This is a genomic window from Escherichia sp. GZ89 (assembly GCF_019366485.1).
Classification (GTDB): Bacteria; Pseudomonadota; Gammaproteobacteria; order Enterobacterales; family Enterobacteriaceae; genus Escherichia; species Escherichia fergusonii.
In genome coordinates, this window is sequence record NZ_JAEOHX010000007.1 from 203,188 (window position 1) to 229,111 (window position 25,924).

Below are 25,924 nucleotides of genomic sequence, written 5' to 3' on the forward strand. Positions count from 1 at the left end.
TTTAGACATCTAAACGTCTTGATTGCCAAATACTAGCATCGTGTTATAGTGGCTTCAACACGCAACTTTGTCAGGCACAATAAAAATGACAAATAACCCTCTGATTCCACAAAGCAAACTTCCACAACTTGGCACCACTATTTTCACCCAGATGAGCGCACTGGCGCAGCAACACCAGGCGATTAACCTGTCGCAAGGCTTTCCTGATTTTGATGGTCCGCGCTATTTGCAGGAACGGCTGGCGTACCACGTTGCCCACGGAGCAAACCAATACGCACCCATGACCGGCGTGCCGGCATTACGCGAGGCGATTGTTCAGAAAACGGAACGTCTGTATGGCTATCAACCAGATGCCGACAGCGATATCACCGTAACAGCAGGGGCGACGGAAGCGCTGTACGCAGCGATTACTGCATTGGTGCGCAATGGCGATGAAGTGATTTGCTTTGATCCCAGCTATGACAGTTACGCCCCCGCCATCACGCTTGCGGGTGGAATAGTGAAACGTATTGCACTGCAACCACCGCATTTTCGCGTGGACTGGCAGGAATTTGCCGCATTGTTAAGCGAGCGCACCCGACTGGTGATCCTTAACACCCCGCATAACCCCAGTGCTACTGTCTGGCAGCAGACTGATTTTTCCGCTTTGTGGCAGGCAATTGCCGGGCACGAGATTTTTGTCATTAGCGATGAAGTTTACGAGCATATCAACTTTTCACAGCAGGGCCATGCCAGTGTGCTGGCGCATCCGCAACTGCGTGAGCGGGCGGTGGCGGTGTCATCGTTTGGCAAGACCTATCATATGACCGGCTGGAAAGTGGGCTATTGCGTTGCGCCTGCGCCCATCAGCGCCGAGATCCGCAAAGTGCATCAGTATCTGACTTTTTCGGTGAATACCCCAGCGCAGCTGGCCCTTGCCGATATGCTGCGAGCAGAACCTGAACACTATCTTGCGTTACCGGACTTTTATCGCCAGAAGCGCGATATTCTGGTGAACGCCTTAAGTGAGAGTCGGCTGGAGATACTACCCTGCGAAGGCACTTACTTTTTGCTGGTGGATTACAGCGCGGTTTCTTCGCTGGATGACGTTGAGTTTTGCCAGTGGCTGACGCGGGAGCATGGCGTGGCGGCGATCCCGCTGTCGGTATTTTGCGCCGATCCCTTCCCCCATAAGCTCATTCGTCTCTGTTTTGCCAAGAAGGAATCGACGTTGCTGGCGGCAGCTGAACGCCTGCGCCAGCTGTAATTATTTTACTGTCCAGGCGCGGGAATATTGACGGTCAGCAAATAACTCTTGCAGGCCGTTAATTTGTTTCAGGCGCAACACTTCATCGCTGTCCATACCCAGCTCTTTGCCGATTTTATTGTCGTCCCATCCCAATTGGCTGAGTTCACGAACGATTTCCGACATGGCAGTGATTTGATGGCGGCCACGAGCGCGGTTATGACGAATAGTCGCGGCGATGCGTTCGTGGCGATTGCCATCCAGACAGGTCACTGGCAGATAACCTTTTAGCCTTACACCTAGTGTACCGTTCTCTTTACCCACCAGGTGACGGTGGAAACCATCGACAATCTCATACTCATTTTGGCTGGATGGCGAAACGACAATGGGTTGGGTAAAGCCGTCAGTCTCTATAGAGACCTGTAACAGTCTTTTCTCTGGTGGTGCAACATTATTGGGGTTGTAATTGTTTGGCTTGAGCTGTTCTTTTTTTACCCAGAGCACGCAGTCCACCGGCTCCTCACGGAAAGGGCTGACTTTATGGATCGCCTGGCGAAACTCGTTGATTGCCTCTACTCTTTCGTCTTCTGGCAAACTGGCAAGAAAATGGGTTAACTCCTGTTTTAAATGCTGTTTCATAATATTCCCCAGAGTTTGCGTTTGGCTTTAATTCGTTCGCTATAGCGTTGATAATGTTGAGCTTTTGTAGGGCTGAATGACAGTGCCCGGCACCAGTAATCGTTATTAAGCAGCACCTTACAAATGCGCCTCCAGGATGGAATATCCTTTGCACCGATATCACCTTGTTGGGTCTGGGGAATTTCGTCCATTCCTTTCTTCTTGTACCATTTCAGGTAAACGGCGATCTTATTACGATAATGCTCTGCGGTATGTTCTGGCATACTGTTGAGTAATAGCAGGGCATACTCCTGCCAGCTAAGGTGATCGGGTTTAAGCAGTTTTCGGTGACCATAAAACTTGTTGTCCTGTCCGGCGTAAATTCCCCCGCTTTTTACGCCACTGACTCGGGCGCACATCTTTGCCCATTGCTCTGGTTCAATGACGTGGCATAACCACAATCCTTGTCTCTGTTCCGGGCCAAAAGGTTCACAAATCCTCATATAGCGTAAGGGAACGCCCGCCTGGTACATTACATTGTACAGAGGATTACAGAGCGATTTGGTTTTTGCATACCATGTCCAGATATCGGCTGTTTTCCAGTCATAAATCGGGTAAATGTACCAGGTGTGACCTCCGGGGGCTAATGTCGTCCAGGGTTTGTCGTCGGCAAAACGTTTCTTGTGCTCAGTGGCGATTGCAACAAAGCGGTTATAGGATTCATCGGCCCGTATACCGATTAGCATTGCTGCCGGACGTTGCTGTGAAAACCAGTCGGCAAATTCGCGAACAAAGTGCTCGAAAGTCATACCTTCCTGGTAAAAAGGAAAGTAATCAGGGGATGTTATGGCTGTCGTAGGAGGCTGGCGAACCCATTCTGTGTCGGGCTCCCAGCACTGCCATTGTGGTTGGTACTGTGATAGAGCATTTTGCGTGGTGAGCGGTAAAGCGATCCAGTAAATGGTATCGATGACGTCAGCATATTGATCATTTATGGCCTGGACATAATTAATGGTGTGATTGAATTGAGCTTCCCAATCAATAAATAAAACGAATATTTTTTTGTTCAACTGACGAGCAAGCTGGGCGGTGAGGTGTAACATCACTCCAGAGTCTTTACCACCGGAAAAGGATACGCAAACGCGATCTAAATTTTTTAGCGTCCAATGAATGCGCTCCCTCGCAGCGTCGAGGACATTAATGAAAAGAGGAATTTTATGAATAGACATCACAATGCTCTCACATAAATTCTGGTTGAATAATGTCAATTATAAGAGATGATGATTCATCATTGCTCTATTATTATTTTTATATACACATAATGAATTCAAGTGATTTAATTATTTGTCGAGTGAATGCTTTTTTGGCTCGATTGTTTCTCGTCTGCAATCCTGGTAATGAAATTTGAAAATGCTTTATTATAAAGTGATGATTTATTGTACGAAATATACAGACGCATTAAAGGGAGAGTATAATCTATCTTTATTTCTCTCAGATTCAGAATGGAACGATATATTTCATAAAGTTTTTGTGGAATGATCCCAATAATATCAGTTTCTGCAATAATATTAATAATAGAAGTTAATGACTGACTGCGGAATGCAATCTTTCGATTTACCATTATTTTATCCATGCGGGACTGATATTCGTCCAATCCAGGTGCTTCAGACATAAGCATAGTAAATTCTTCTTTCAGAATATCATCAAGAGAGCACTCATTTTTCATGCGTGGATGATTATTACGACAAACTAATACATTGCTAATGGACTGAAATGGCATGCAAAGTACGGAGCGATTGATCATAGGAAGCATTGTCACAACCAGATCAGCTTTGCGATGAGCCAGTAACTCTTCTCCGGTTTCGGTTGACGTTAAAATATCATGATATTCGATCTCTACTGATGCTTCCTCACGCAGGCAGGTAATTAAACGGGTGACGTTGAACGTTGAAATCAATTGCGGCCCGTAAATAACAAATTTATTTTTTAGCTCCGATGCATTCATAATATTGATGATTTGCTCAAGCCCATCCAAATTTTTTCCCAGGTGGTGATGCAAATTTATACCGACAATAGTTGGCGATATACCTTTGCCTGCACGAACAAACAATGGATCATTAAACTGCAGTCGTAAACGTTGAAGTGACTGGCTAACTGCTGATGGCGTGATATAAAGAGTTTCCGCAGCTTTACTGATACTTAGATTTTCATAAATACATTCAAAAATAACCAGCAGATTTAAATCGAATTTTTTTAGATCGTACAAATTGGCCATATGTAACTCCTGTTCCCATTTGCCTGCATCCATTTATATTTATTATGAATTAAAAAAATACATTCCTGTTAATTATATAATGGATAGCATATATCGTCAGCGGCGCTAAAATAACACAGTTCTCTATGACTGATGTACAAATAATGCGTGTATGAGTAACTGATATGTTAATAAAAAATCAGCTACTCATCGGTGATATTTATTCCTCGCCCATAATGGTATTAAGCGTTTTATTATCTGGCAAACCTACCGCTTGTTGCAGAGTGTTGTCTTTGCTCATGTAATAGATTGCAGGTGTGACATTGGCCCCTAGATCATCCATCAACTTTTCATTATCTTTCAGAGTTTTCATCTGCTCCGACGTAATATTAGCAGTCACATTCAGTTGCAATTTACCTTCTGAAGATTCGTATTTACTCCAGGTGCTGGCGGGATCTTTACTGGCGAGAATAGCTGCTGCTGTAGCAGGACTTTCTGGTTTGATGACGCCGACCAGTAAGGTTCTTAGTTGTACTTTACCCGACTCTACCCAGGGGCGCGTCTGTTTCCAGAATTGTTTGCAATAAGGACAGAACGGATCGGCGAAAACGTAGACTATGACTGGCGCGTCTTTTTTACCGTCGAGGAGCCAGTGCGATTGTTCCATCCGTTGCCACATTTCGCGTCCGGCTGGCGCATAAATTTCTTTTTCGATAAGTGTATTGCTCAGGTTTTCACCTTTTTCGTTGTACATGTAGCCGGAGATAGCATGCTTACCATCGGGGGTCAGATAGATGGTGACGCCCATATCCTGATATTTCCCCAGATAGCCTTTCATGCCGCCGGGGGCGTCGAAAGGTTTTATTATGGTAATGCCTTGTTTTTCAATTGCTTTAACTGCTTCTGGTAACTCCTGTGCGAAGGCGATGGCAGGTAACATTGTCATTAAAAGTGACTTTTTTAACATTAATTTATCCTTTTCAGTCAGTGCAAAAATGAAGTAAAAGGCATAACCTATCACTGTCATAGGTAAGAGCTTAGATCAGGTGATTGCCCTTTGTTTATGAGGGTGTTGTAATCCATGTCGTTGTTGCATTTGCAAGGGCAACACCACAGCCTGCAGGCAGGCGCTGAAGATACCAAAGGGTAGTTCAGATTACACGGTTACCTGGAAAGGGGGCCCATTTTGCTTTTTATCGCCACTGGCGGTGCAAAGTTCACAAAGTTGTCTTACGACGGTTGTAAGGTAAAACTTATCGATTTGATAATGGAAACGCATTAGCCGAATCGGCAAAAATTGGTTACCTTACATCTCATCGAAAACACGGAGGAAGTATAGATGTCCTTGATTAACACCAAAATTAAACCTTTTAAAAACCAGGCATTCAAAAACGGCGAATTCATCGAAATCACCGAAAAAGATACCGAAGGCCGCTGGAGCGTCTTCTTCTTCTACCCGGCTGACTTTACTTTCGTATGCCCGACCGAACTGGGTGACGTTGCTGACCACTACGAAGAACTGCAGAAACTGGGCGTAGACGTATACGCAGTATCTACCGATACTCACTTCACCCACAAAGCATGGCACAGCAGCTCTGAAACTATCGCTAAAATCAAATATGCGATGATCGGCGACCCGACTGGCGCCCTGACCCGTAACTTCGAAAACATGCGTGAAGAAGAAGGTCTGGCTGACCGCGCAACCTTCGTTGTTGACCCGCAGGGTATCATCCAGGCTATCGAAGTTACCGCTGAAGGCATTGGCCGTGACGCGTCTGACCTGCTGCGTAAAATCAAAGCAGCACAGTACGTGGCTTCTCACCCAGGTGAAGTTTGCCCGGCTAAATGGAAAGAAGGTGAAGCAACTCTGGCTCCGTCTCTGGACCTGGTTGGTAAAATCTAAATTTCCTTTGTCTTTCGCGCTACCAACTCCGGCGCGAAATACTTCGGAAATTCACCTAATTAATCGGGTGCTGCGGCACCCGATTTTCTTCCCCGCACCATGATGCAAGCTGCATCCAGGTTGTCGCAGAGGCCGCTTGCATGATGATGTTTAAAGCCCAGGAGATAAACATGCTCGACACAAATATGAAAACTCAACTCAAGGCTTACCTTGAGAAATTGACCAAGCCTGTTGAGTTAATTGCCACGCTGGATGACAGCGCTAAATCGGCAGAAATCAAGGAACTGTTGGCTGAAATCGCAGAACTGTCAGACAAAGTCACCTTTAAAGAAGATAACAGCTTGCCGGTGCGTAAGCCGTCTTTCCTGATCACTAACCCAGGTTCCAACCAGGGGCCACGTTTTGCAGGTTCCCCGCTGGGCCACGAGTTCACCTCGCTGGTACTGGCGTTGTTGTGGACCGGTGGTCATCCGTCGAAAGAAGCGCAGTCTCTGCTGGAGCAGATTCGCCATATTGACGGTGATTTTGAATTCGAAACCTATTACTCGCTCTCTTGCCACAACTGCCCGGACGTAGTGCAGGCGCTGAACCTGATGAGCGTACTGAATCCGCGTATTAAGCATACGGCAATTGACGGCGGCACCTTCCAGAACGAAATCACCGATCGCAACGTGATGGGCGTTCCGGCAGTGTTCGTAAATGGGAAAGAGTTTGGTCAGGGCCGCATGACTATTTCCGAAATCGTCGCCAAAATTGATACTGGCGCGGAAAAACGTGCGGCAGAAGAGCTGAACAAGCGTGATGCTTATGACGTATTAATCGTTGGTTCCGGCCCGGCGGGTGCAGCGGCAGCAATTTACTCCGCACGTAAAGGCATCCGTACCGGTCTGATGGGCGAACGTTTTGGTGGTCAGATCCTCGATACCGTTGATATCGAAAACTACATTTCTGTACCGAAGACCGAAGGGCAGAAGCTGGCAGGTGCGCTGAAAGTTCACGTTGATGAATACGACGTTGATGTGATCGACAGCCAGAGCGCCAGCAAACTGATTCCGGCAGCGGTTGAAGGTGGCCTGCATCAGATTGAAACAGCTTCTGGCGCGGTACTGAAAGCACGCAGCATTATCGTGGCGACCGGTGCAAAATGGCGCAACATGAATGTTCCGGGCGAAGATCAGTATCGCACCAAAGGCGTGACCTACTGCCCGCACTGCGACGGCCCGCTGTTTAAAGGCAAACGCGTAGCGGTTATCGGCGGTGGTAACTCTGGTGTCGAAGCGGCAATCGACCTGGCGGGTATCGTTGAACACGTAACTCTGCTGGAATTTGCGCCAGAAATGAAAGCAGACCAGGTTCTGCAGGACAAACTGCGCAGCCTGAAAAATGTCGACATTATTCTGAATGCGCAAACCACGGAAGTGAAAGGCGACGGTAGCAAAGTCGTAGGTCTGGAATATCGTGATCGTGTCAGCGGCGATATTCACAGCATCGAACTGGCCGGTATTTTCGTTCAGATTGGTCTGCTGCCGAACACCAACTGGCTGGAAGGCGCAGTCGAACGTAACCGCATGGGCGAGATAATCATTGATGCGAAATGCGAAACCAACGTCAAAGGCGTGTTCGCAGCGGGTGACTGTACGACGGTTCCGTACAAGCAGATCATCATCGCCACTGGCGAAGGTGCCAAAGCCTCTCTGAGTGCATTTGACTACCTGATTCGCACCAAAACTGCATAAGAAGAAGTAAGATTCACCTGCAATTGCTTAGCCGCCGGGGTCAAACCTGGCGGCTTTTTTATTGCAATAAAAAGCCCTGCCGGGATGGCTCCGGGCAGGGCGGTATAAATATTTTTGTCTATTAGCGAACGACCAGTACAGGCAGATTAGCGTGACGGATCACACTGGAGGCGTTAGAACCTAACAGATGGGTTGAAATTGATGGATTACGCGAACCGATAACCACTACATCTGCATCGAGTTCTTTCGCTAACTCGTTGACTTCATCTCGCACGCTACCAAAACGGACATGTTGTTTAATGCGGGAAGGATCGATGGTGAAGTGGCTTACCATCGTTTGCAGACGTTCTTCAGCTTCATGTTGCAGATGCTCTTCAAAACGTCGCACATCAGCAGCAAAACGGTGCAGACTAAGGCTTGCAGCGCCCGGTAATACATGAAGTAAATGAATTACGCCGTCATCCTGGGCGAGAAATTCAGCGTGACGTACAGCTTTGTCACTTAACTCCATTTCAAAAACATCAACTGGCATAATGATTGTTTTGTACATAAGCATTCTCTCCTTGTTATTGCATGAATACATAACACCATATTATTGGTTTTGAATCTATCATTTGTATGATGGATTTTAATCTTTGTGATGTATAAACGGAGGAGATGTGTTCAGCCCATTACTACCAGTGTTGCTCAAGGTATAACACTGCCGCAACGATGATCGCTGCAACTAAAATAAAAAAAGCAGTAATACCCAGCACTTCACCCATGGCTGCTTCCGCTCATCAATGACTTTGTACAGAGTAGTGCGCTGTAAAGCAGACAAGAATGATAAATATGGTTGATATTTGACCGCAAAGAGGATGCAGATGCATCCTCTGGGCAAAGCGCGCTGGCGCTTGTACAGAATGGAATTAAAGCAGGTAGTCGCCAGCAGCTTCTGGCTGGTATTCCAGTTCCAGCACTTCAAGGTGCGTGGAGGTGCCGCCCGGCAGTTCCCAGTGGATGGTGTCACCAACACGGAGTCCCAGGAGGGCTGCTCCCACAGGAGCCATTACGGAAAGTTGTGTGTTGCTGTCAGTCATTTTGGCCGGATAAACCAGCGTGCGCACACGGACTTCGCCATCGCTCAGATTACGGAATTTAACCCGACTATTCATGGTCACCACATCATTTGGCATGGTTTCAGGCGAGCACATCTGTGCGCGGTCAAGTTCCGCATTTAACGCATCGGCAATGGGCAGGCCAGCGTATGCAGGTTGTTCCAGCAGCATATCGATGCGTTCTGCATCAAGGTCGTTAATGATAATTGTTGGTCTGGACATTTGTTACTCCATGTCATCAGTGCTGCGAATGCCGCAGGTAAATACACCCAAAAGAAAACCCTCACCGTCAGGCGGCGAGGGTTTAACTCGTATGATGATACTGAGAGTTTAACACTCTTTGAAGTGATTCAGGTCACATTAAGGCAAATCCCATACATCCATAAGGTGAATGCTTTGTTGGAATCCCCTGCCAACACGTCAATAACCCACTTTATCAATGATAAATTGATTACCGCAATTCCCCGGGTGTGGCTGCGGTTGGAGGGAACTGGCAGATAATGGGGCGTTGATTTGGTTGGCGCGCAGGGAGATTTGAATCTCTGTCAGATAAGCCGGTTTGCCCTGACAGCTTAATTTTATCGCTTTGACGTTTTCACTTCCCCAGCTTTTGGCAATAGCAGCGTCAAAATCACTGCGCGAAACGGTTTTACCGTAATTTTCAACAAGGAACTCGCCAACAGCACTGCTTTTGAATTCTTTATTCAGGCGTACCATAGTCTCGAAGTAAGCATCCGGATCGAAGCCAAAACAGGCCCCATGTTTGGCGTATTCATAGCGTTCCAGGCATGAACGCCCGCCTGCTCCGGGCATCACTTCGCTAAGTCTGGCTGCTGTTTCCAGAGATAATCCGGTTTCAGGAGAGGAACACTTCCGGCTGGCACGTACTTCAGGAAAATTTGGAATAGGGCGAGTGGCACAGCCATAGCGCATCCAGCGTCGCTCATCAACTCCGCGTGCCGATACTGATTTTGGCAAGCCAGGCCAAAGCCCGTGAACAGTCAGGAAAGCGGATTTATCTTCGGTTTCTTTTTGCAAACGACATTCGACAGGTTCTTTGCGCCCACGGTCATGCTGGCTTTGACAAAAGCCTGTTTGCCAGGAGAGTGCCAGAACATAGCGATCGAAATCAGCATACTGCTTAGGCTGTAGTTCGTCAGCACGAGCAGAGGTGAAGGGAAGCAGTGAGATAGCCAATAATGTGCAGGAATATCTGAGTAATTTCATGATCAATCCGAAACATATACAAATGCTGAATATTATCTATTGTAACCATAAAAAAGCTCGTCGGGCGTGTTTACCCGGCGAGCCTGATACTTTATTCAACAGTGGTCAGAAAATCAGTTCAACATCCTCAGAATCGACCAGCCAGTATGGCTAATCATTTTTTCATTCATGGACCGCAGCGTATTTACCATGGTTAAGAAGGAGCGCGCCGGAGAGGCCTCCGGCGACGCATTTTTAGGCTGCAGCTCCAGGAACCAGGATCTCAGTGGCGATTATCACAATCAATAACCCCACCAGTACCGGTACAGAAGTGCGTTTTACTACTTCGAAGGGGGAGATTTTTGCCATCCCTGCCACTGCAACAACCACGCCAGAAACCGGTGAGATGGTACGTCCCAGGTTGGATGCCTGTAGCATAGGAATCGATAAATAAGCCGGATTGATTCCTGATGAATGGGCCAGTTTGGGGATCATCTCAACAAAAGCATAGAACGGCGCATTACCCGATCCGGTGGTCATCGCTGCCAGCATGGTTAAAATTACCAGAACCAGCATCAGAATAATGCTTGCCGAGCCAAATGAGGTGGCAATGGAAATCAAGCTCTGGATAAAGCCGATTGTGCTCAACCCTTGAGCAAAAACCCCGGCAGCAACCAACAACATTACTACACTGGCAAACGCATCTGCCATGCCGCGATATGCCACTTCCAGCCCGGAGAAGACTTTCTGGGTATCAAAACCACGAACAAATTCCAGTACGGCAGCTAACAACATACAAATAACCAGAATGGTAATGATGTGCAGCTGTGGCCCCCATTTGCCGTCAAAAATCAGAACACCGATGATCGGGGTAAACGGCAGAATGGCGTAAAACGCCGGAGCCGTAGTGGTGATTTCGTTGACGTCCAGCATCTCATGGGAGATATGTTCTTTCTTATCGAGATAGCGCTGCCAGAAAAAGTGGGCAATCGCCATACCAATGATTGCCGCTATAGAAATGGGCAGCGTTGTTTTAAAGGCAAAATCAATTAATGGCATTTCTGCGGCTTCTGCTGCCAGAACCACATCGCCAGAAGTTGGAGAAAGAATGATTGCCGCAGGAGAGGCACATATAGCGGCCGCCGCACCACGACTGATACCAACGTTAACCATTACCGGGAATAAGGTCGCCATTAACAACACACCAAGCCCTGTCGCAGAGGAAACCGCAAGAGACATCAGGCAAGCGACAAAATAAGCTGCAATCATCAGCAAATAAGGCGAGTTAATATACTGCAATGGTTTGGAAGCCAGCTTTACAACCATATCATTGGCACCAATATGAGTCATGTACGCAGCAAATCCGCACAACATCATAATCATCATGCCAAGGTCGCCGCCACGACTCATCAGTAATATCTTAATATATTCAACGATATCAGTCGCTGAGTAACCAGTACTGGTGGCGCTGGACGGCAGTACTTTGTGGCCCATCAAAGCGCTAATAATCAATAACGCCAGACCGCCGACAAAGAGTACGCCAGTGGCGGAATACCCCTTAATAATGTAGCGGGCAACACCCACTATAACGATTACCCCAATCAGGAGTTCGATAAAAGTTAACATTGTTTCCCCTGTGTTCAAGTCACCAAAAATTTGAAAAGTAAAAAATCTTAATTGAAAGGGGAATATGCCTAATAAACGACAGGAGCTTGCTGATTAAAATCAATTTTCAGAAAATTAGATGTGTTTTCATTTGAGGTTTTATGTGCTGCCTAAGTCAATTAAATATTCTTAATGGCGGATTTAATGTTCTTCGTCTTTGTTGCTTAATTGATATGAAAATGATGGTTTTTTGTTTTATTGCACGTAAATAGTGGCGGGTGAGAGTATTCTTAGCTGGAGAAGTGACCAGGAAAAAGATATGCTTTTCCAGGTGGTATCAGCAGAAATATCCTGTTATATCCATCATAATATAAAAGTTGAATATTCTTATTGGTATTTGCTGTTTTATTTGAACACTTTGTTCAGGGTGATTATTACAAATTAATTCCTGAGCTTATTCATGGTAATAACGATCTTGATAATTGCAAAAAAATATCTGACTTATCTGATAATTGTAATTGCAACACAATTATCTCTTGTTCATCAAGTTATTGCCGGAAGTCATTCTGGCTGGTGGCAAACGTTAGGTAACAACGTAGCGGAAACCTGGCAACAACCTGAACATTACGATTTATACATTCCAGCGATCACCTGGCATGCACGTTTTGCTTACGATAAAGAAAAAACGGATCGTTATAACGAACGTCCTTGGGGTGGTGGCTATGGACAATCGCGTTGGGACGAAAAAGGTAACTGGCATGGCTTGTACATGATGGTCTTTAAAGATTCATGGAATGAATGGGAACCTATTGGCGGTTATGGCTGGGAAAGCACATGGCGTCCGTTTTCAGATGACAATGTCCATGTTGGATTGGGCTTTACCGCAGGTGTGACGATGCGGGATAACTGGAACTACATTCCACTCCCTGTGTTGTTACCTTTGGCGTCAATAGGCTATGGCCCTGCCACTTTTCAGATGACGTATATTCCCGGAACCTACAACAACGGTAATGTGTACTTTGCGTGGATGCGTTTTCAGTTCTGAAGTCCGATATACGACATGAATAAGATAAAAAAGTCTTAAAAAACAATAAATAAACTGATTTTACTGAAAAATAACGCGACATTTATCACTTTTTAGTAAAGTTAGACTGGACAAACCGTACCACAATTGGTGTACTGGTAACCGACACAGCATTTGTGTCTATTTTTCATGTAAAGGTAATTTTGATGTCTAAGATTAAAGGTAACGTTAAGTGGTTTAATGAATCCAAAGGATTCGGTTTCATTACTCCGGAAGATGGCAGCAAAGACGTGTTCGTACACTTCTCTGCAATCCAGACTAATGGTTTTAAAACTCTGGCTGAAGGTCAGCGCGTAGAGTTCGAAATCACTAACGGTGCCAAAGGCCCTTCCGCTGCAAACGTAATCGCGCTGTAAGCGAACGTCAGCAAGATTTCAAAACCCGCTTCTGAAGCGGGTTTTTTTTTGTCTTTAATTCGCGGTCGATGCAGAAAAAATCCAGAATGCCAGGGCGGTCATGGCAAACGATCCCAGCAGATTGACCAGCACATTTAACATCGCCCAACCAAAGCGCCCTTCCTGCAACAAAAACACGACCTCTGCAGAAAATGTAGAGAATGTTGTCAGGCCACCGCAAAAACCCGTAGTGATCAGCACCTTCCAAACTGGATCGATATTTGTCATGCGACTGAACCAGGCAAAGCCCATTCCGATGATGAATGCGCCAAGTAAATTTGCCGCCAGTGTTCCTAATGGAATTGCCTGATGCAGGGGGTTAAAGCGCATACTCAACATCCATCTCGCCACGCTACCTGTTCCACCGCCAATAAAAACTGCTAAAAGAAGTTGTAACACTGCAAAATCCTGCTATTTGATTTGTATAACTGATGAGTTTAACGCCGTTTATTCATCTTTGGCGAGTCTGATAAATCAGGCAGGAGGGATTATGCTGGTTGCCGCAGGGCAGTTTGCCGTTTCACCCGTATGGGAAAGGAACGCAGAAACATGTGTATCGTTGATGGAGCAGGCCGCCGAAAGCGATGTCTCTCTGCTAGTTTTGCCGGAGGCGTTGTTGGCTCGGGATGATCTTGATCCAGATTTGGCGGTGAAGTCCGCTCAACCTGTTGAAGGGGATTTTCTTGCACGGTTACTACGCGAGAGCAAACGTAACACGATGACTACTGTGCTGGCGATACATGTGCCTTCAGTTCCTGGCAGGGCGTTCAATATGCTGGTCGCGCTGCAAAGAGGAAAAATTATTGCCCGGTATGCCAAGTTGCATCTCTATGATGCTTTTGCCATCCAGGAATCACGCAATGTTGATGCAGGAAAATCACTACCACCATTACTGGATGTTGACGGGATGAAGGTTGGGCTGATGACGTGCTACGATTTACGCTTTCCTGAACTGGCGTTGGCCCATGCGTTGCAAGGAGCAGAAATATTGGTCCTGCCGGCAGCCTGGGTGCGTGGTGCGCTGAAAGAACATCACTGGTCCACACTGCTGGCGGCACGGGCGCTGGATACTACCTGTTACATGGTCGCTGCGGGGGAGTGTGGAACACGCAATATTGGGCAAAGCCGTATTATTGATCCTTTTGGCGTTACGCTTGCAGCCGCAGCAGAAATACCTGCATTGATTATTGCTGATATATCCGCTGAGCGCGTTCGCCAGGTCAGGGCACAATTGCCCGTTTTAGCCAACCGCCGATTTGCGCCACCGCAATTGTTGTGATGTTTTTTTAAACAATGCTTGATTCACCTTGTTACAGATTGCTATTGTGTGCGCGCGTCGAATGACCGTTAATATTCTCAGGGTTTATAGGCGTGATTTGTCGCCTGGTTTAAGTGAAGAAGGTATCTATGGGTGAGATTAGTATTACCAAGTTGCTGGTTGTTGCAGCACTGGTCGTCCTGTTGTTTGGTACGAAGAAGCTACGCACACTGGGCGGTGACCTCGGTGCTGCCATTAAAGGTTTCAAGAAAGCGATGAATGATGAAGACGCGGGTGCGAAGAAAGACGCAAACGGCGATCTTCCGGCAGAAAAATTAACTCATAAAGAGTAAAAGGTTGAGCAGGAAGCTCCCTTAATAAATCTGCAAATAAAAAACCCGCGATGAAATGCGGGTTTTTTTGATCACTAAATGTAAGTAATTGTTAGGCGGTAACCTGATCAGAATTACTTCACTTCAATACCTTTAGCCTGCAAATCTGCATGGTAAGAAGATCGCACAAAAGGCCCACAAGCAGCATGGGTGAAGCCCATCGCCAGTGCTTCAGCTTTCATCTCTTCAAATTCGTCCGGGCTAACGTAACGCTGAACCGGCAAGTGATGACGGCTTGGCTGTAAATATTGCCCCAGAGTCAACATGGTTACACCATGCCGACGCAGGTCACGCATCACTTCAATGATTTCTTCATTCGTTTCACCCAGACCTACCATCAAGCCAGACTTGGTTGGGATCTCAGGATGTGCTTCTTTAAAGCGCTCCAGCAGCTTCAGTGACCAGTTATAGTCAGCCCCTGGACGAACCTGGCGGTAGATACGTGGTACGTTCTCCAGGTTATGGTTGAATACGTCTGGTGGTGTTGCGGTGAGGATATCCAGCGCACGATCCATGCGACCACGGAAGTCAGGCACCAGCGTTTCAATTTTAATTGATGGGCTTTTTTCGCGGATAGCAGTAATGCAATCGGCAAAGTGTTGCGCACCGCCGTCACGCAGATCATCACGATCCACGGAAGTAATCACGACATAGCGTAGAGCCATATCTGCGATGGTTTGTGCCAGTTTCACAGGTTCATTGGCATCAGGAGCAACCGGGCGACCATGTGCTACGTCGCAGAAAGGGCAGCGGCGCGTACAAATCGCACCGAGGATCATAAATGTTGCTGTTCCGTGATTGAAACATTCCGCCAGGTTGGGGCAGGAAGCTTCCTCGCAGACAGAATGCAGGCCATTTTTGCGCATTGCGGCTTTGATGCCCTGGATACGGGTGGAGTCCGCTGGAAGTTTGATTTTCATCCATTCCGGCTTACGTAGCAGGGCTTCGCGCTCTGTTACCACGTTTTTAACCGGGATAAGGGCCATCTTATCGGCATCGCGGTATTTAACACCGCGTTCCATCACAATGGGTTTACTCATAGCGTGCGTGTTCCAGTTGCGAATATCGAGGGAAAACGTTTTAATTCAAACGATTGTTGTAATTATCAACTAATTTTGAATTAACGACTGGCAGTATATCATTGAAACTGCCTTTAAAGCAGCCTGACTGGTCGCTAAAATGTAAAATAGTTGTTGTTTTGTGCCATTTCAGCAGTGCTTACTGTTGAGAAAAAGTAACGTACTCGTAAGATGGATTATTCAGCAACGCTAAAATGTTTGCCAACAAGCGTGGGGAAATCGTATCGGTGGTCGCCTCACTTTGCCATTGCGCAACTTTTGCCATCTCCATGCCGGCATAGCCACATGGATTAATCCGCTGGAAAGGCTCGAGGTCCATATTGACGTTTAATGCTAACCCGTGAAATGAGCAGCCGCGGCGAATCCGTAATCCCAACGAACAAATTTTCTTTTCTCCTACATAGACGCCCGGAGCATCAGCACGTGGGTGAGCGTCAATTCCAAGTTCTGCAAGAGTATTAACCACAGTTTGCTCAAGTAAAGTCACCAGTTCACGCACGCCCAGTTTGCGACGTTTCAGGTTAAGCAGCACATACATCACCTGCTGTCCAGGGCCATGGTAGGTTACCTGGCCACCCCGATCGCTTTGAATCACTGGAATATCGCCCGGCATTAACACATGCTCTGCTTTTCCGGCCTGACCCTGAGTAAAAACAGGGTAATGCTCAACCAGCCAAATTTCGTCAGGTGTGTTTTCATCGCGGGTATCGGTGAATTCATGCATTGCCTGGGAAACCGGCTCATAGGGCTGTAGGCCGAGCTGGCGGACGAGAATTTTATCCTGATACAAAACGGCATCTCCGTGGAGAATGAGTAAAAGAGGGGAAAAAGTATATCACAGCGAGGAGAGGGGAGTTACCCGACCAGGGGCCGGGTAACGGAGATGCGAATTACAGAACCATGCGGACAATATCGATTTTGCCCAGCTCTTCATACAGTGTTTCAACCTGCTCGATATGAGTGGCGTTGATGGTGATAGATACCGAGTGGTAGTTGCCTTTGCTGCTTGGTTTTACCGTTGGGGTATAGTCACCTGGCGCATGGCGCTGTACCACTTCAACCACCTGATCAACCAGCTCAGGTAACGCCTGCCCCATTACTTTGTAGGTAAAAGGAGTAGGGAATTCAAGCAGTTCGTTAAGTTTGGTTTTCATGTCAGCTCCGGCGTAACGTAATTAAATAGCAACTCCCGCCTGAGCGGGAGTTTTACTGATGCTTAGTATATGGGGGCGGAAATCACACTTTCAAGTGTTCGATTTTTAACCAAACCAGTGATGGAACATTAACTTAATGTAATCAATGATCTTGCCGAAAAAGTTACCTTCCGGGATTTCCTGCAGAACAACCAGCGGACGTTGTTCGATTGTTTTACCGTCAAGCTGGAAGTTGATGGTGCCGACAACCTGGTTTTTCTGCAATGGTGCGTGCAACTCTGGCGTATTCAACACATAACTGGCTTTCAGGTCTTTCAGACGGCCACGAGGGATAGTCAAATACACATCTTTATCAACACCTAATGATGCGCGATCATTATCGCCAAACCATACCGGTTCAGACGCAAACTCTTTGCCGACTTTGAGCGGGTTAACTGTTTCAAAGAAACGAAAGCCCCATGTCAGCAACTTTTTGCTTTCTGCCTCACGGCCTTTAAATGTACGACCGCCCATTACCGCAGAGATTAAGCGCATCTGACCTTCGGTTGCGGATGCTACAAGGTTATATCCGGCCTGATTCGTGTGGCCTGTCTTGATACCATCCACATTCAGGCTGTTATCCCACAGCAGGCCGTTACGGTTCAACTGGCGAATACCGTTAAAGGTGAACTCTTTTTCTTTATAAATTGCGTATTCGTTGGGAACATCACGAATTAATGCCTGACCGATCAGCGCCATATCACGTGCTGAACTGTACTGACCTTCAGCATCGAGGCCGTGTACGGTTTCGAAGTGGGTATTTTTCAGCCCCAGAGCGTTCACATAACTGTTCATCAAGCCAACGAACGCATCCTGACTGCCCGCCGCGTAGTCTGCCATTGCCACACAGGCATCGTTACCTGATTGTAGGTTAATACCGCGGATTAATTGCGACACAGGCACTTGCATTCCAGGCTTCAGGAACATCAATGAAGAACCTTTAAATACCGGGTTACCCGTTGCCCAGGCATCATTGCCGATAGTCACCAGGTCAGTTTCTTTAAACTTACCGGCTTTCATTGCCTGACCGATGACATAGCTGGTCATCATTTTAGTCAGACTGGCGGGATCGCGGCGTGTATCGGCGTTCTGTTCTGCCAGAACTTTGCCAGAGTTATAGTCGATCAGGATCCAGGCTTCGGCATCGATTTGTGGTGCGCCTGGGATCATTGTTTTGATATTCAGGTCATCAGCGTGCGCGCCGGAAATAGCGGCTGTACACAGCGCGGTGGTGAGCGCGAGGCGCTGCATAAAACGAGCGGAGAAAGTGGTCTTCATGGTCAGAACTACGACATCCGTGGTGGAATTAATAAAAAGTGCCCTACTATAGCAAACGCTATACCGCCCGGCATCTGACTTTCCGCGTGACTTTGTTAACGTCGTTTACAGAAATTGACAGTTCAGATGCCAGATTTACGCTATTGCGCAACGGTGATAAAGGACTGTAATTGAGCTTCGGATTGCAGTCGCTGCTGCAGTGCGCTGGCTTCTGTTCTGTTAGCAAATGGTCCTAACTGAATGCGCCATACCGCGCCATTTTGTGTTACTCGCCCCGGCACGCCAAATTTCTGCGCTAACTGTTGCTGGTATTGTTGCGCACGGGACTGGTCGCTGACTGCACCAACCTGCACCATAAAACCACTGCTGGCAGCGGGAGTCGCGGCCTGCGGGGTGATCATCGCCGGGGTAGACGTTGGCGTAGTGTTAACGGGTTGTGGTGCAGGAGTTGGTGTTGGTTCGCTGCCTTCCAGTACACCCGGTGCTAACGTTGTGGGAGCACCAAGAAAACCACTGCTGGTAACAGGTGCTCCGAGTGAATTATCACTTTGCAACGTAGAGTTGCTAATCGGCAGGACATCACCTTGCGGTTGTACTGAGTCAGGCGTTGTAGTGCTGCTCATTCCCCCACTTAAATCCGGGCGGGGAGGCAGGACATAGGTTTGTTTTGCAACAGTGGTACAGGCCATACCCGGGCCAGACATTGAACCATCCTGCGCCACAATAATAGGATCAACACGGACTTTAGTGTTGTTCGAAGTATTGAGTCGATCTGCCGCTGCACGCGAAAGTGCAATGACGCGATCACTGCCAAAAGGCCCACGATCATTAATTCGCACTACAATCATGCGACCATTTGCCAGGTTAGTGATTCGCGCGTAGCTGGGAATCGGCAACGTGGGATGTGCGGCAGTGAGTTGTGTCGGATCAAACATTTCGCCGGAAGCGGTCAGATTGCTACCTGATTCTGTATCGTATATTGCCGCCAGACCGGCCTGACTAAAGCGTGAAGGGTCCTGAACGATTTTATAGCTCTTACCGTCGCGCTGATAATCCTGGTTAGCCGTCGCAATTGGTGATTCGAAACGAGGTTCCGCTCCGCTGATTTCAACGATCGGGCCATTACATACCGCTGGTTGCGGTACTGTCGTCTGTTGCTGACCATCATCGTTTGTACACGCCGCGAGCATTCCTGCCGCGATGCATATCCCGAGCCACTCCTTACGCATTGCGCACCCCTTATACGCTTTTCGACAACATTTTTCGGTGGGTATGGATCGACATAACAATCCCGAACCCGGCCATCAGCACGATGAGTGCTGAGCCTCCATAACTGACCAGCGGTAGCGGTACGCCAACAACTGGCAGAATACCGCTCACCATACCAATATTTACGAAGACATAAACGAACAATATCAACATTAAACCACCTGCCATTACACGACCAAAAGTAGTCTGTGCTCTGGCAGCAATCCATAATCCGCGCATAATCAGTAGAATATAGAGCGCAAGCAGAATTAAAATCCCCACTAATCCTAACTCTTCAGCCAGTACCGCGAAGATAAAGTCAGTGTGGCGTTCGGGTAAAAATTCAAGCTGTGACTGAGTGCCGTGCAGCCAGCCCTTCCCGCGTAATCCGCCTGAGCCAATAGCAATTTTAGACTGAATAATGTGATAACCAGCACCCAATGGATCGGATTCCGGGTCGAGCAGCATCATTACACGCTGTCGCTGATAATCATGCATCAGGAAGAACCACAAAATCGGAATAAATGCCGCGACCAGCACGATAGCAACACCAATCAACCGCCAACTCAGGCCGGAAAGGAAAAGCACAAACAGACCAGAAAGGGCGACGAGGATTGACGTTCCCAGGTCCGGTTGCGCAGCTACCAGCAACGTTGGCATAAAAATAAGTACCAGCGCGATAGCTGTATTTTTCAAGGAGGGAGGACAGACATCACGGTTAATAAAACGCGCTACCATCAACGGTACAGCAATTTTAGCAATCTCCGATGGCTGAAAACGAACGATACCAAGATCCAGCCAGCGCTGGGCACCTTTAGAAATTGCGCCAAAGGCATCTACTGCCACCAGCAAAATAATACAGATGATATAGAGATAGGGGGCCCAGCCTTCATAGACGCGCGGTGGAATTTGTGCCATCACGACCATAATCACCAGCCCGATCGCAATCTGGCCGATTTTACGTTCCATCATGCCGATATCCTGGCCGCTGGCGCTCCAGATAACCAGTGCGCTGTATACCAATAAGGCCAGTAAAATGAGCAACATTGTGGGATCAAGATGGACTTTATCCCAGAATGTTTTTTTATTCGGATTATCCGTCATGGTCATTGATCCTCCGCCGCTGCCACTGCCGGATTCTCCGCAGGCAGAACGGTGTTGTTATCACCGAGCATAATGTGATCAAGAATTTGTCGCATTAGTGTACCAACCGCCGGACCAGCACCGCCGTTTTCCAGAATCATGGCAACCGCGACTTGTGGGTTATTGTACGGTGCGAATGCGGTCATCAATTTATGGTCGCGTAGTCGCTCAGCAATTTTATGTGCGTTATAGGTTTCATTTGCTTTCAGGCCAAAGACCTGGGCCGTACCGGATTTTGCGGCAATTTTATATGGCGCACTGGCAAAGTATTTATGTGCTGTGCCATTGGCACGGTTAGCCACACCATACATACCGTCTTTCGCCAGTTCCCAGTAACCAGAGTGAATATCACCCACTGGTGGTTCATGTGGTTGCACCCAGGGCACTTTTTTACCATTTTCAGCAGTGCTCATTAACAGGTGTGGAACCTTCACAATGCCATCATTAATCAGGATCATCAGCGCCTTACTCATCTGAATAGGTGTTGCTGTCCAGTAACCCTGACCGATGCCTACAGGAATGGTATCGCCCTGATACCACGGTTTTTTAAAGCGTTTTTGTTTCCATTCGCGCGTCGGCATATTACCGGAACGCTCTTCTGCAAGGTCGATACCTGTATACTCACCGTAACCAAATTTGGTCATCCATTCGGAAAGGCGGTCAATACCCATGTCGTAGGCGACCTGGTAGAAGAAGGTATCCGCTGACTCTTCCAGTGATTTGGTGACGTTAAGATGACCATGCCCCCATTTTTTCCAGTCGCGGTAGCGTTTTTCAGAACCTGGTAGCTGCCACCAGCCTGGGTCGAACAAACTGGTGTTGCGGGTGATTACCCCTGCACTTAAGGCAGAAACAGCAACATACGGTTTAACCGTAGACGCTGGTGGATAAACGCCTTGCGTGGCACGGTTAACCAACGGGGTATTAGGATCGTTCAACAAAGCGGAATACTCTTTGCTGGAGATACCATCGACAAACAGGTTAGGGTCGTAGCTCGGTGTTGAGACCAGAGCCAGAACCCCACCGGTGCGGGGATCCGTAACGACCACCGCAGCACGGCTTCCTGCCAGTAACGTCTCAATATACTGTTGCAGTTTCAGATCAAGCGTCAGGTAAATATCATGACCAGCCTGTGGCGGTACTTCTTTAAGCTGACGAATTACCCGGCCTCGGTTATTAACTTCGACCTCTTCATAACCTGTCTGACCATGTAATACGTCTTCGTAATAACGTTCAATGCCGAGCTTGCCGATATCGTGTGTCGCGGCATAATTAGCCAGTTTGTTGTCATTATTTAACCGTTCGACGTCTTTATCGTTAATTTTTGCCACATAACCGATGACATGGGTTAACGCCGAACCATAGGGATAGTAGCGGCGTTTATAGCCTTTAACTTCCACCCCAGGAAAACGGTACTGATTCACCGCAAATCTCGCCACCTGAACTTCGGTCAGGTTGGTTTTAACCGGAATTGATGTAAAGCGGTGGGAACGAGCACGCTCTTTTCTAAATGCGGCGATATCGTCATCAGTCAGATCAACGACACTACGCAAGGCATCCAGCGTTTGCTGCACGTTCTCGACTTTCTCCGGCATCATTTCAATCTGGTAAATGGTGCGGTTGAGTGCGAGAGGAATGCCATTGCGGTCGTAGATAATGCCGCGACTGGGGGCAATGGGCACCAGCTTTATACGGTTTTCGTTGGAACGAGTTTGATAGTCAGTAAAACGGACGATTTGCAGATTATATAAGTTGGCAATCAGCACGCCAGTCAGCAGCAATATGCCTAAAAAAGCGACCAGCGCCCGACGTACAAAGAGGGCGGACTCTGCCGTATAGTCGCGAAAAGAGTTCTGTAGTTTCATCCGCAGCGTTTTCTACTCAAGGCTCTATGATCACTCTCGGTGATAAGGGTGATTAGTGGTGATGCTCCACGCCCGATACAGACTCTCTGCAACCAACACACGTACCAACGGATGTGGGAGCGTTAATGCAGAGAGTGACCAGCTTTGTTCTGCAGCTGCTTTACAAGCGGGAGATAATCCCTCTGGCCCGCCAATTAACAGACTGACATCGCGTCCGTCCAACTTCCAGCGTTCCAGTTCGGCTGCCAGTTGCGGCGTATCCCAGGGCTTCCCTGGGATATCCAATGTAACAATCCGATTTTTGCCTGCGGCAGCCAGCATCTGCTCACCTTCTTTCTCGAGAATGCGCTTGATATCTGCGTTCTTGCCGCGCTTGCCCGCTGGAATTTCTACCAGCTCAAAAGGCATATCTTTAGGAAAACGCCGCAGGTACTCGGTAAACCCCGTCTCAACCCAGGCGGGCATTTTTGTACCAACAGCGACAAGTTGCAGCTTCACGCATTAGCTCCAGAGTTTTTCCAGTTCATACAGGCGGCGACTCTCTTCCTGCATCACATGGACAATCACATCACCGAGGTCAACGACAATCCAGTCTGCGCTGTTTTCACCTTCAACACCAAGCGGCAGCAAACCTGCGGCGCGAGACTCTTGTACTACGTGGTCAGCAATTGACATCACATGGCGACTGGAGGTGCCAGTGCAGATAATCATGCAATCGGTGATGCTGGATTTACCCTGAACGTCTAAGGTGATGATGTCCTGACCTTTAAGATCATCAATTTTGTCGATAACAAAATCCTGGAGTGCTTTACCCTGCAAGTTTTCCCCCTGGGTGATTAACAATAGCTAAAATGGTCTGTCAGTATACCTGAACCAGAGGCGATTTCGGGACAATTGTCGCCGAATCGGCTGTCGAAAGTGGGCTATCATCCCACCCCGCGCCATAGAATGCATCGCCATTTTTGTAAAACAATTTCTACAACGCTCTGCATAGCGGAAAAAGTCTGGCTGCGGAGAATATCAGGCTGCATGGGGGTGTCAATGGCGGAAATGTTCCGCCTGGTAAAAAAGAGAAATTTACCGATAGAGGCCGTGCTGATTAATGTACTCCAGCACTGATTCTGGCACTAAATCTTCGCAGGATTCTCCTTTCATCAGCCTCTCACGAATAAGTGATGCAGAGATATTAAGCCATGGAGTTTCAGCAAGATAAATTTTGCCTGCCGGTGATGAGTGCAAATTTTCCGGGTTATAGGTCATATGCCGCTCCAGCCATTGTTGGTATTTTGGTGAGGCCATTTCCATAGAGTACCCAGGACGGCGGCAGACAATTAAATGAGCGTTGTCGAGAATGCTCTCGTAATCATGCCATGTTGGAAGTGTTAGCAGAGAATCCTGACCAATGATGAACGCCAGTGGAGCATCCGCACCTTGTTCTTCGCGCCACGCTTTGAGTGTTTCAGCAGTGTACGAAGGGGTATTGCGTAACAATTCCCGCTCGTCCAGGGTAAAAAGAGGCTTGTCAGAAATCGCCAGAGCGAGCATCTCTTTACGCTGCACAGAAGTTGCTTCAGGTTGTGGGCGATGCGGGGGGACATTGTTGGGCATGATAATCACCCGTGATAGGGCAATCAAATTTGCCAGCGTTTCTACGGGAATAAGATGACCATAATGCACCGGATCGAAGGTGCCACCAAACAACGCCTGTAAAGATTTCATTTTTTAACCATCAATGAATACATCAGCCAGCGCTTTATGACAAAGCAGCAAAGAAAGTCCTTCCAGCTCTGCCCATACTGACTGACCATAATCTTGTTTGAGAGTAATTTCTGTCCGTGTAAGTAATTGAACAGCCTGGCGTAACTGTGCCTGACTCAGGCGATTTAACGCCTCGCCCATCATGCCCCGGCGGTTCTGCCAAACGCGATGTTTATCAAACAACGCACGCAGTGGCGTATGGGCAGACTGGCGTTTCAGGTTAACCAGTAACAACAGTTCTCGTTGTAATGTGCGCAACAAAATAACCGGCTCGCTACCTTCCAGACGCAGTTGCTGAAGAATATGCAGCGCGCGCTTACTTTTGCCCATCAACAAAGCATCAACCCAATGAAAAGGGGTGAAATGCGCGGCATCATTCACCGCCTGTTCAACGCGCGGCAAGGTCAGTTTGCCGTCCGGCCAGAGCAGCGATAAACGCTCCAGAGCCTGGGCCAGCGCCAGCAGGTTACCTTCATAACAGTAGCAGAGCACCTGATTTGCAGCGTCATCCAGTTCTAAGTTGAGCTGTTTTGCACGCGCAGCAACCCAGCGGGGAAGCTGAGCCTGCTCCGGCGTCTGACAGGTCACCTGCACGCTGCGATTCGCAAGAGCAGTAAACCAGGCGGCATTTTCTTGCGCTTTGCTTAATTTATTACCGCGGACGATCAACAGCAGGTCGTCATGCAGAAGTCCGGTGAGTGTGAGAAGTTGTTCATTGATCGCCGCATTCGGTCCGTTTTCTGGTAACAACAGCAATAGCGTTTGTCGACTGGCAAACAGACTCATGGCCTGGCATAACGAAAAGACCGCATTCCAGTCAGTGTTGGGATCAATGGAAAAAGTGTGGTGTTCTTCGAATCCTTGTGCCGCAGCGACCTGACGAATAGCGTCCTGGCTTTCCTGCAATAACAGAGGATCGTTACCAAGTAAAAGATACGCCGCGCGCAGCCCTTCATTGAGCTGCGCGCGGAGTTGTTCTGGGTACAACCGAATCATCAGTTACCCAGCGTGGTGGAGACGCGTGCAGGTGTTGCCGGGGTATCCGTTGTGGTCGACGTCTGTTCTTCATCGGAACGAATATCCGCAGCACGGATGCTTGGCAGCTTACGAATCAGCTGTTCGGCAGCACGGTCGTACATCTCTTTTACGATCATGTCTTGTTCGTTATCTTTCGCTAACGCCATTTGCGGGTTATCAAAGAACGAACGGAAGACCTTGGCGCTAATCGGGTAGATGTCACGGCCGGGGATCAACACGGTCGCATTGACCGTCATGATCATCTGATACTCTGCTGTTTGACCGTTACGGAATACCGATGCGGTATCTTTCGCGATGCTCACTTTACCCAAACGCAGGGATGGAACGTCCTTACGAGTGGTTTCTTTATTAAGCAACTCGACACCGTTCAGACGTAACTGGTTACGTACCGCACGACTTAACGGCCCGTTCGGGTCGCCAGAGTCCAGGATCATGACCTTCATAGTGGAAGGAACCTGCGTAGTATCACGCAGATGCCAGCCACACCCGGCGGTGATTAACACCGCCAGAGATAACAACAATGTTGCCAGATATCGCACGCTTCCTCCC

Annotated in this window: 29 protein-coding genes; 7 read left to right on the forward strand and 22 right to left on the reverse strand. The window is 47.9% G+C overall.

All coding sequences use genetic code 11. From position 1 onward, the window contains the following. Window positions 1-85: 85 nt before the first annotated feature. A complete protein-coding gene (gene ybdL, locus K0335_RS13495; protein WP_046076550.1) occupies window positions 86-1,246 on the forward strand; it encodes a methionine-oxo-acid transaminase in 1,161 nt (386 codons plus the stop codon). Here ybdL and K0335_RS13500 read toward each other — a convergent pair whose 3' ends face one another. The 4 genes from K0335_RS13500 to dsbG form a co-directional block, all read right to left on the reverse strand. Next, complete coding sequence (locus K0335_RS13500) at window positions 1,247-1,876, reverse strand: ParB/RepB/Spo0J family partition protein (protein WP_077626270.1); 630 nt, start codon at window positions 1,874-1,876, stop codon at window positions 1,247-1,249. Then, window positions 1,861-3,072 carry a phosphoadenosine phosphosulfate reductase gene (locus tag K0335_RS13505; RefSeq protein WP_219393865.1) on the reverse strand — a complete coding sequence of 404 codons (1,212 nt, stop codon included), beginning with the start codon at window positions 3,070-3,072 and terminating at the stop codon, window positions 1,861-1,863. Before K0335_RS13505 ends, K0335_RS13500 begins: the two co-directional genes overlap by 16 nt. 107 nt (window positions 3,073-3,179) lie before the next feature. Next, window positions 3,180-4,118: a LysR family transcriptional regulator gene (locus K0335_RS13510; protein WP_002431412.1), complete on the reverse strand. Its 939-nt coding sequence runs from the start codon at window positions 4,116-4,118 to the stop codon at window positions 3,180-3,182. Window positions 4,119-4,317: 199 nt separating this feature from the next. Beyond that, on the reverse strand, window positions 4,318-5,064 hold the full coding sequence (gene dsbG / locus K0335_RS13515) for a thiol:disulfide interchange protein DsbG (protein ID WP_024256501.1): 747 nt from the start codon (window positions 5,062-5,064) through the stop codon (window positions 4,318-4,320). A 372-nt stretch (window positions 5,065-5,436) separates the two neighbouring features. Between dsbG and ahpC the strand changes: the two genes are divergently transcribed. Together ahpC and ahpF are read left to right on the forward strand one after the other, a co-directional pair. Then, the gene (gene ahpC / locus K0335_RS13520) at window positions 5,437-6,000 is read left to right on the forward strand and encodes an alkyl hydroperoxide reductase subunit C (protein WP_000052799.1); all 564 of its coding nucleotides are present in this window, start codon (window positions 5,437-5,439) and stop codon (window positions 5,998-6,000) included. A 170-nt stretch (window positions 6,001-6,170) separates the two neighbouring features. Next, window positions 6,171-7,736: an alkyl hydroperoxide reductase subunit F gene (gene ahpF, locus K0335_RS13525; RefSeq protein WP_002431414.1), complete on the forward strand. Its 1,566-nt coding sequence runs from the start codon at window positions 6,171-6,173 to the stop codon at window positions 7,734-7,736. Between the two features lie 121 nt (window positions 7,737-7,857). On the opposite strand, the gene uspG is transcribed toward ahpF, so the two are convergent. From uspG to dcuC, 5 genes are all read right to left on the reverse strand, one after another. Next, a complete protein-coding gene (uspG, locus tag K0335_RS13530; protein WP_002431415.1) occupies window positions 7,858-8,286 on the reverse strand; it encodes a universal stress protein UspG in 429 nt (142 codons plus the stop codon). A 124-nt stretch (window positions 8,287-8,410) separates the two neighbouring features. Then, on the reverse strand, window positions 8,411-8,500 hold the full coding sequence (gene yldA, locus K0335_RS22630) for a small membrane protein YldA (RefSeq protein ID WP_000504924.1): 90 nt from the start codon (window positions 8,498-8,500) through the stop codon (window positions 8,411-8,413). Window positions 8,501-8,644: 144 nt separating this feature from the next. Continuing rightward, window positions 8,645-9,055: a nucleoside diphosphate kinase regulator gene (gene rnk, locus K0335_RS13535; protein ID WP_000089743.1), complete on the reverse strand. Its 411-nt coding sequence runs from the start codon at window positions 9,053-9,055 to the stop codon at window positions 8,645-8,647. 198 nt (window positions 9,056-9,253) lie between these two features. Continuing rightward, complete coding sequence (gene rna / locus K0335_RS13540; RefSeq protein WP_046083560.1) at window positions 9,254-10,060, reverse strand: ribonuclease I; 807 nt, start codon at window positions 10,058-10,060, stop codon at window positions 9,254-9,256. A 234-nt stretch (window positions 10,061-10,294) separates the two neighbouring features. Then, on the reverse strand, window positions 10,295-11,665 hold the full coding sequence (gene dcuC, locus K0335_RS13545; protein WP_000955044.1) for an anaerobic C4-dicarboxylate transporter DcuC: 1,371 nt from the start codon (window positions 11,663-11,665) through the stop codon (window positions 10,295-10,297). Window positions 11,666-12,104: 439 nt separating this feature from the next. On the opposite strand from dcuC, the gene pagP reads away from it, so the two are divergent. Both pagP and cspE read left to right on the forward strand, forming a co-directional pair. Next, window positions 12,105-12,689, forward strand: coding sequence for a lipid IV(A) palmitoyltransferase PagP (gene pagP, locus K0335_RS13550; protein WP_104919346.1), 585 nt, complete (start codon window positions 12,105-12,107; stop codon window positions 12,687-12,689). Window positions 12,690-12,874: 185 nt separating this feature from the next. After that, a complete protein-coding gene (gene cspE, locus K0335_RS13555; protein ID WP_000034825.1) occupies window positions 12,875-13,084 on the forward strand; it encodes a transcription antiterminator/RNA stability regulator CspE in 210 nt (69 codons plus the stop codon). A gap of 54 nt (window positions 13,085-13,138) precedes the next feature. Here the strand turns inward: cspE and crcB are convergent, their stop codons facing one another. After that, window positions 13,139-13,522 carry a fluoride efflux transporter CrcB gene (gene crcB / locus K0335_RS13560; protein ID WP_000939755.1) on the reverse strand — a complete coding sequence of 128 codons (384 nt, stop codon included), beginning with the start codon at window positions 13,520-13,522 and terminating at the stop codon, window positions 13,139-13,141. A gap of 91 nt (window positions 13,523-13,613) precedes the next feature. On the opposite strand from crcB, the gene K0335_RS13565 reads away from it, so the two are divergent. Beyond that, on the forward strand, window positions 13,614-14,402 hold the full coding sequence (locus tag K0335_RS13565; RefSeq protein ID WP_000959103.1) for a deaminated glutathione amidase: 789 nt from the start codon (window positions 13,614-13,616) through the stop codon (window positions 14,400-14,402). Window positions 14,403-14,530: 128 nt separating this feature from the next. Beyond that, window positions 14,531-14,734 (forward strand): twin-arginine translocase subunit TatE, encoded by a 204-nt coding sequence (gene tatE / locus K0335_RS13570; protein WP_000503935.1) that lies wholly within the window; start codon window positions 14,531-14,533, stop codon window positions 14,732-14,734. Window positions 14,735-14,847: 113 nt separating this feature from the next. Here tatE and lipA read toward each other — a convergent pair whose 3' ends face one another. The 12 genes from lipA to lptE all read right to left on the reverse strand — a co-directional run bounded on the left by lipA (window position 14,848) and on the right by lptE (window position 25,914). Beyond that, complete coding sequence (gene lipA / locus K0335_RS13575) at window positions 14,848-15,813, reverse strand: lipoyl synthase (RefSeq protein ID WP_000042647.1); 966 nt, start codon at window positions 15,811-15,813, stop codon at window positions 14,848-14,850. Between the two features lie 178 nt (window positions 15,814-15,991). Further along, entirely contained in the window at window positions 15,992-16,642 is a 651-nt protein-coding gene (gene lipB / locus K0335_RS13580) for a lipoyl(octanoyl) transferase LipB (RefSeq protein ID WP_104919348.1), read from the reverse strand. Between the two features lie 100 nt (window positions 16,643-16,742). Continuing rightward, entirely contained in the window at window positions 16,743-17,006 is a 264-nt protein-coding gene (gene ybeD, locus K0335_RS13585) for a DUF493 family protein YbeD (protein ID WP_000850550.1), read from the reverse strand. A gap of 105 nt (window positions 17,007-17,111) precedes the next feature. Beyond that, window positions 17,112-18,323: a D-alanyl-D-alanine carboxypeptidase DacA gene (gene dacA, locus K0335_RS13590; protein WP_000858708.1), complete on the reverse strand. Its 1,212-nt coding sequence runs from the start codon at window positions 18,321-18,323 to the stop codon at window positions 17,112-17,114. A 140-nt stretch (window positions 18,324-18,463) separates the two neighbouring features. Continuing rightward, window positions 18,464-19,552 carry an endolytic peptidoglycan transglycosylase RlpA gene (gene rlpA / locus K0335_RS13595; RefSeq protein WP_104919349.1) on the reverse strand — a complete coding sequence of 363 codons (1,089 nt, stop codon included), beginning with the start codon at window positions 19,550-19,552 and terminating at the stop codon, window positions 18,464-18,466. Between the two features lie 10 nt (window positions 19,553-19,562). Beyond that, entirely contained in the window at window positions 19,563-20,675 is a 1,113-nt protein-coding gene (gene mrdB, locus K0335_RS13600) for a peptidoglycan glycosyltransferase MrdB (protein WP_024256918.1), read from the reverse strand. 2 nt (window positions 20,676-20,677) lie between these two features. Further along, window positions 20,678-22,579 (reverse strand): peptidoglycan DD-transpeptidase MrdA, encoded by a 1,902-nt coding sequence (gene mrdA, locus K0335_RS13605; protein WP_000776205.1) that lies wholly within the window; start codon window positions 22,577-22,579, stop codon window positions 20,678-20,680. Between the two features lie 30 nt (window positions 22,580-22,609). Then, window positions 22,610-23,077, reverse strand: coding sequence for a 23S rRNA (pseudouridine(1915)-N(3))-methyltransferase RlmH (gene rlmH, locus K0335_RS13610; RefSeq protein WP_000776098.1), 468 nt, complete (start codon window positions 23,075-23,077; stop codon window positions 22,610-22,612). 3 nt (window positions 23,078-23,080) lie between these two features. Further along, window positions 23,081-23,398: a ribosome silencing factor gene (gene rsfS / locus K0335_RS13615; RefSeq protein WP_001161671.1), complete on the reverse strand. Its 318-nt coding sequence runs from the start codon at window positions 23,396-23,398 to the stop codon at window positions 23,081-23,083. A gap of 258 nt (window positions 23,399-23,656) precedes the next feature. After that, window positions 23,657-24,298, reverse strand: a complete 642-nt coding sequence (nadD, locus tag K0335_RS13620) for a nicotinate-nucleotide adenylyltransferase (protein ID WP_000838875.1) — start codon at window positions 24,296-24,298, stop codon at window positions 23,657-23,659. Window positions 24,299-24,301: 3 nt separating this feature from the next. Beyond that, complete coding sequence (gene holA / locus K0335_RS13625; RefSeq protein ID WP_104919350.1) at window positions 24,302-25,333, reverse strand: DNA polymerase III subunit delta; 1,032 nt, start codon at window positions 25,331-25,333, stop codon at window positions 24,302-24,304. Further along, entirely contained in the window at window positions 25,333-25,914 is a 582-nt protein-coding gene (gene lptE, locus K0335_RS13630; protein WP_001269681.1) for an LPS assembly lipoprotein LptE, read from the reverse strand. The genes holA and lptE overlap by 1 nt, the downstream gene beginning before the upstream one ends. Window positions 25,915-25,924: the final 10 nt, after the last annotated feature.

Excerpts from the sequence above, each read along its gene's own strand:
- ybdL (WP_046076550.1), top strand. The coding sequence starts at position 86 with ATGACAAATAACCCTCTGATTCCACAAAGCAAACTTCCACAACTTGGC.
- K0335_RS13505 (WP_219393865.1), bottom strand. The coding sequence starts at position 3,072 with ATGTCTATTCATAAAATTCCTCTTTTCATTAATGTCCTCGACGCTGCG.
- K0335_RS13510 (WP_002431412.1), bottom strand. The coding sequence starts at position 4,118 with ATGGCCAATTTGTACGATCTAAAAAAATTCGATTTAAATCTGCTGGTT.
- dsbG (WP_024256501.1), bottom strand. The coding sequence starts at position 5,064 with ATGTTAAAAAAGTCACTTTTAATGACAATGTTACCTGCCATCGCCTTC.
- ahpC (WP_000052799.1), top strand. The coding sequence starts at position 5,437 with ATGTCCTTGATTAACACCAAAATTAAACCTTTTAAAAACCAGGCATTC.
- ahpF (WP_002431414.1), top strand. The coding sequence starts at position 6,171 with ATGCTCGACACAAATATGAAAACTCAACTCAAGGCTTACCTTGAGAAA.
- uspG (WP_002431415.1), bottom strand. The coding sequence starts at position 8,286 with ATGTACAAAACAATCATTATGCCAGTTGATGTTTTTGAAATGGAGTTA.
- yldA (WP_000504924.1), bottom strand. The coding sequence starts at position 8,500 with ATGGGTGAAGTGCTGGGTATTACTGCTTTTTTTATTTTAGTTGCAGCG.
- rnk (WP_000089743.1), bottom strand. The coding sequence starts at position 9,055 with ATGTCCAGACCAACAATTATCATTAACGACCTTGATGCAGAACGCATC.
- rna (WP_046083560.1), bottom strand. The coding sequence starts at position 10,060 with ATGAAATTACTCAGATATTCCTGCACATTATTGGCTATCTCACTGCTT.
- dcuC (WP_000955044.1), bottom strand. The coding sequence starts at position 11,665 with ATGTTAACTTTTATCGAACTCCTGATTGGGGTAATCGTTATAGTGGGT.
- pagP (WP_104919346.1), top strand. The coding sequence starts at position 12,105 with ATGGTAATAACGATCTTGATAATTGCAAAAAAATATCTGACTTATCTG.
- cspE (WP_000034825.1), top strand. The coding sequence starts at position 12,875 with ATGTCTAAGATTAAAGGTAACGTTAAGTGGTTTAATGAATCCAAAGGA.
- K0335_RS13565 (WP_000959103.1), top strand. The coding sequence starts at position 13,614 with ATGCTGGTTGCCGCAGGGCAGTTTGCCGTTTCACCCGTATGGGAAAGG.
- tatE (WP_000503935.1), top strand. The coding sequence starts at position 14,531 with ATGGGTGAGATTAGTATTACCAAGTTGCTGGTTGTTGCAGCACTGGTC.
- lipA (WP_000042647.1), bottom strand. The coding sequence starts at position 15,813 with ATGAGTAAACCCATTGTGATGGAACGCGGTGTTAAATACCGCGATGCC.
- ybeD (WP_000850550.1), bottom strand. The coding sequence starts at position 17,006 with ATGAAAACCAAACTTAACGAACTGCTTGAATTCCCTACTCCTTTTACC.
- dacA (WP_000858708.1), bottom strand. The coding sequence starts at position 18,323 with ATGAAGACCACTTTCTCCGCTCGTTTTATGCAGCGCCTCGCGCTCACC.
- rlpA (WP_104919349.1), bottom strand. The coding sequence starts at position 19,552 with ATGCGTAAGGAGTGGCTCGGGATATGCATCGCGGCAGGAATGCTCGCG.
- mrdB (WP_024256918.1), bottom strand. The coding sequence starts at position 20,675 with ATGACGGATAATCCGAATAAAAAAACATTCTGGGATAAAGTCCATCTT.
- mrdA (WP_000776205.1), bottom strand. The coding sequence starts at position 22,579 with ATGAAACTACAGAACTCTTTTCGCGACTATACGGCAGAGTCCGCCCTC.
- nadD (WP_000838875.1), bottom strand. The coding sequence starts at position 24,298 with ATGAAATCTTTACAGGCGTTGTTTGGTGGCACCTTCGATCCGGTGCAT.
- holA (WP_104919350.1), bottom strand. The coding sequence starts at position 25,333 with ATGATTCGGTTGTACCCAGAACAACTCCGCGCGCAGCTCAATGAAGGG.